The organism is Klebsiella sp. Ech2A, assembly GCF_030078455.1.
GTDB classification, from domain to species: domain Bacteria; phylum Pseudomonadota; class Gammaproteobacteria; order Enterobacterales; family Enterobacteriaceae; genus Klebsiella; species Klebsiella terrigena.
On record NZ_JAQGFU010000276.1, the window covers coordinates 1 to 4,227 of the forward strand.

At 63.8% G+C, this 4,227-nt stretch carries 3 protein-coding genes and 2 pseudogenes; 4 read left to right on the plus strand and 1 reads right to left on the minus strand.

Annotated elements, in window-relative coordinates; genetic code table 11:
- Together PFH44_RS25240 and entS are read left to right on the plus strand one after the other, a co-directional pair.
- Positions 1–120 (plus strand): annotated as a pseudogene (locus tag PFH44_RS25240) (cold shock domain-containing protein); the annotation flags it as partial.
- Positions 110–808 (plus strand): annotated as a pseudogene (gene entS, locus PFH44_RS25245) (enterobactin transporter EntS); the annotation flags it as partial. The pseudogenes PFH44_RS25240 and entS, both read left to right, overlap by 11 nt.
- A 41-nt stretch (positions 809–849) precedes the next feature.
- On the opposite strand, the gene fepB reads toward entS, so the two are convergent.
- Positions 850–1,809, minus strand: coding sequence for a Fe2+-enterobactin ABC transporter substrate-binding protein (fepB, locus tag PFH44_RS25250; protein WP_045854419.1), 960 nt, complete (start codon positions 1,807–1,809; stop codon positions 850–852).
- 189 nt (positions 1,810–1,998) lie between these two features.
- On the opposite strand from fepB, the gene entC reads away from it, so the two are divergent.
- Complete coding sequence (gene entC / locus PFH44_RS25255) at positions 1,999–3,174, plus strand: isochorismate synthase EntC (RefSeq protein WP_283826524.1); 1,176 nt, start codon at positions 1,999–2,001, stop codon at positions 3,172–3,174.
- Positions 3,175–3,183: 9 nt separating this feature from the next.
- The coding region (locus PFH44_RS25260; protein WP_283826525.1) for an AMP-binding protein at positions 3,184–4,227 on the plus strand (1,044 nt) is incomplete at its 3' end.

Genomic DNA, 4,227 nt, shown 5'->3' on the forward strand with positions numbered 1-4,227 from the left:
ATTACCCCTGATGACGGTTCTAAAGATGTGTCCGTACACTTCCCCGCTATCATGAACGATGGCTACAAATCTCTGGATGAAGGTCAGAAAGTTTCCTTCACCATCGAAAGCGGCGGCCGGAACCTTTATCACCACCTTGACCCTGCTGCGTTTACCGCAGCTCCCTCCGCCGCCTCAGCCGCGCGAGCATCCTCTGAAGTCGCTGCTGGCGGGGCTTAAATTCCTCTTTAATAGCCCGCTGATTGGCGGTATTGCGCTGCTCGGCGGCCTGCTGACGATGGCGAGCGCGGTGCGCGTACTCTATCCGGCGCTGGCCGAAGGCTGGCAGATGTCGGCCTCGCAAATCGGCCTGCTGTACGCCGCGATCCCGCTGGGCGCAGCGCTCGGGGCGCTCACCAGCGGCCAGCTGGCGCAAACCGCCAGGCCGGGCGCGGTGATGCTGACCACCACCGTCGGCTCCTTTGTCGCCATCGCCCTGTTTAGCCTGATGCCGCTGTGGCAACTGGGCGCGCTGTGCCTGGCGCTGTTTGGCTGGCTGAGCGCCATCAGTTCGCTGCTGCAGTACACCCTGATCCAAACCCAGACGCCGGAGGCGATGCTTGGGCGCATCAACGGCCTGTGGACCGCGCAGAACGTCACCGGCGATGCCGTTGGCGCCGCGCTGCTGGGCGGCCTCGGCGTGATGATGACCCCGGTCGCGTCGGCAAGCGCCAGCGGCTGGGTGTTGGTTATCGTTGGCGCAATGTTGATTGGGCTGCTGAGCGAACTACGCCGCTTTCAGCGCCCGGAGACGGTGAGCGAAAGCTGATTGGCTTCCCGGCCGGGCATGGCGCCGGCCGGGAAGAGGGTTTAGCCGAAGAAGGCTGCGAGGCGCTGCAGCACCAGCATGGCGCTGTAGTAGTCAAGACGGAAGGTTTCGATGCCCAGCGGATAGACGCGTTTGGCTTCGACCGCAGGCAGGTGGGCGAGCAGCGGATTGGCGTAAATCGCCTGAGCGTCCTTCTCGTCGCCGGCGAACAGGAACAGGCTTTGGCCGTTGAGGCCGGCGGCCAGGTTCTCCCCGCCCAGCTGGATGATATCGTGGCGTTTACCCTGACTCTGGCTGGCATGCAGCCCGCCGGGAAGGGTAGCCAGCGTAAAGCCCAGCTGTTCGAGCATCTGGCCCTGGGCCGACTCCGGGGTCCACAGATTGGCGCTATGGGCCGCGGCGGTATACACCAGCGCGCTAACCGGCTGCGGCGGCAGTTTCATCTGCTGCTTCAGCGCCGCCAGCTGCTTATCAAATTCGGCAATGCGCACCGCGGCCTGCTTCTCCTGGCCGGTAATCTCTCCGAGCTGGGTGAGCAGCGCCTGCCAGCTCTTATCGTCGTAGTTAATGATAAGCGTCGGCGCAATAGTAGAAAGCTGATCGTAGAGCGCCAGCGCGGAATCGCCGCCGGTGGCGCTAATCAGGATCAGGTCCGGCATCTGCGCGGCCACGGCCTCGGCGCTCGGCTCGCCGATATAGAGCCGCGCCAGCTTACGCTCGCGGGCCACGCTGCTCCACTGGCGCAGGAATCCCTGGCCATCGGCCACGCGGTTATTCGGCGTGGTGGCCCCGCTGGCGACCACCGGGGCATCAATCGCCAGCAGCGAGCCGGTGAGGGTGACGCTTGTGGAAACAATGCGCAGCGGTCGCTGTTCGAGGGTGTGCGCGCCGCGGCTGTCGGCGATCTGACGCGGCCAGTCGGCGGCGAACGCTGAGGTAATTCCTAAATACGCCAGCCCGCAGGCCAGCAGGGTACGGCGGCACAAAGTGGAGAAATTCACGAATTTGTATCCTGAATGAGTTGGAATAAATGCGTCTCATTTTCAGCTTTGTGCCGCAGGGATGCAAGCCTAAGTAGCACAACATGCTGTTTATACGGTTGACATGTAGAGCAATACCTTTTAGGTTAGCCAACCAAAATATAAATGATAATTATTCGTAATATCTTTATCGTTTTTTTGGAGGATGATATGGAAACGTCACTGGCCGAGGATGTACGGGAGCAAAACATGACTCTGGCACCAGAAAGCTTCTTCTTTATGTCGCCGTACCGCAGTTTTAGCACTTCGGGCTGTTTCAGGCGCTTCTCTCATTCCGCCGCCGACGGCGAGGCCCTGACCGGCGAATTCCAGCAGAAAATGGCCGCCGCGTTCCGGGAGGCGAAGGCCGCCGGGATCGACAAGCCGGTGATGGTCGGCGCGATCCCCTTTGATACCCGCCAGCCGTCCGAACTGTTTATTCCCGAGCGCTGGGAAACTTTCTCCCGCACCGGCAAGCAGCGCTCCGCGCGCTACGCGTCGGACCAGGCGGCGATGGACGTGGTGGCCCGCCGGGAGATCCCCGAGCAGGACGCCTTTATGGCGATGGTCGAGCGCGCCGCCGCGCTGACCGCCACGGCGGAAGTCGATAAGGTCGTGCTGTCGCGCCTGATCGATATCACCACCCGCGATCGCGTGGACAGCGGTGCGCTGCTGGAGCGTCTGATCGCGCAAAACCCCGCCAGCTTTAACTTCCACGTACCGCTCTCGGACGGCGGCGTGCTGCTCGGCGCCAGCCCGGAGCTGCTGCTGCGTAAAGAGGGCGATAGCTTTAGCTCCCTGCCGCTGGCGGGGTCGGCCCGCCGTCAGCCGGACGATGTGCTGGATCGCGAGGCGGGCAACAAGCTGCTGGCGTCCGGCAAAGATCGCCACGAGCACGAGCTGGTGACCCAGGCGATGAAGGCGGTGCTTGCGCCGCGCAGCCGCGCGCTGTCGCTGCCGGACTCTCCGCAGCTGATCCCCACCCCAACCTTATGGCATCTGGCGACGCCCATCGCCGGGACCGCCGCGGCCGGGGAAAACGCCATGTCGCTGGCCTGCCTGCTGCATCCGACGCCGGCCCTCAGCGGCTTCCCGCACCAGGCCGCCACGCGCCTGATCCGCGAGCTGGAGCCGTTCGATCGCCAGCTGTTCGGCGGCATCGTTGGCTGGTGTGATGACGAAGGCAACGGCGAGTGGGTGGTGACCATCCGCTGCGCCCGCCTGCAGCAGAACTCGCTGCGCCTGTTTGCCGGCGCGGGGATCGTTCCGGCCTCCTCCCCGCTGGGAGAGTGGCGCGAAACCGGCGTCAAACTGACCACTATGCTGAACGTGTTCGGCTTGTATTAAGAGGCGATGATGATTGCATTTAACCGCTGGCCGGAAAGCTTTGCCGCCCGCTACCGTGAAAAAGGCTACTGGCAGGATCTGCCGTTAACCGAGCTGATTACCCGTCACGCGGCAAGCGATGCCGTGGCGATTATCGACGGCGAGGTTCAGTACAGCTATCGCCAGTTCAACCGGCTGGTGGATAACCTTGCCTGTTCCCTGCAGGGGATGGGGCTCAAGCGCGGCGAAACCGCGCTGGTGCAGCTGGGCAACGTCGCCGAGTTCTACATCACCTTCTTTGCGCTGCTGCGCATCGGCGTGGCGCCGGTCAACGCGCTGTTCAGCCATCAGCGCAGCGAGCTCAACGCCTACGCGACGCAGATTGAACCGGCGCTGCTGGTGGCCGATCGCCAGCACGCGCTGTTTGCCGACGATAGCTTCCTCAACGGCTTTATTGAGCAGCATCCGTCGGTGCGGGTGGCGCTGCTGCGCGGCGATAGCGGCGAGTATGACCTGGCCGCGGCGATCGCCCAGCCCGCCGAGGGCTTTATCGCCAACCCAACGCCTGCCGATGAGGTGGCGTTTTTCCAGCTCTCCGGCGGCAGCACCGGCACGCCTAAGCTTATCCCGCGCACCCACAACGATTACGAATACAGCATTCGCCGCAGCAACGAAATTTGCGCGATTAGCGCCGAGACGCGCTATCTCAACGCGCTGCCCGCGGCGCATAACTATGCGATGAGCTCGCCGGGATCGCTGGGGGTGTTTCTGGCCGGAGGCCGGGTGATCCTTGCCGCCGACCCGAGCGCCACGCTCTGCTTCCTGCTGATTGAAAAGCATCAGATTAACGTCGCCTCGCTGGTGCCGCCGGCGGTCAGCCTGTGGCTGCAGGCGATCCACGAATGGGGCGGCAATGCGCAGCTGCGGTCGCTGCGGCTGCTGCAGGTTGGCGGAGCGCGCCTGTCCGCGACGCTCGCCGCGCGCATTCCGGCGGAGATTGGCTGCCAGCTGCAGCAGGTCTTCGGCATGGCGGAAGGGCTGGTGAACTACCCCCGCCTCAACGACAGCCCGCAG

What these genes read in the sequence shown, in the direction of transcription:
- entC (WP_283826524.1), top strand. Translation starts at nt 1,999, where the DNA reads ATGGAAACGTCACTGGCCGAGGATGTACGGGAGCAAAACATGACTCTG.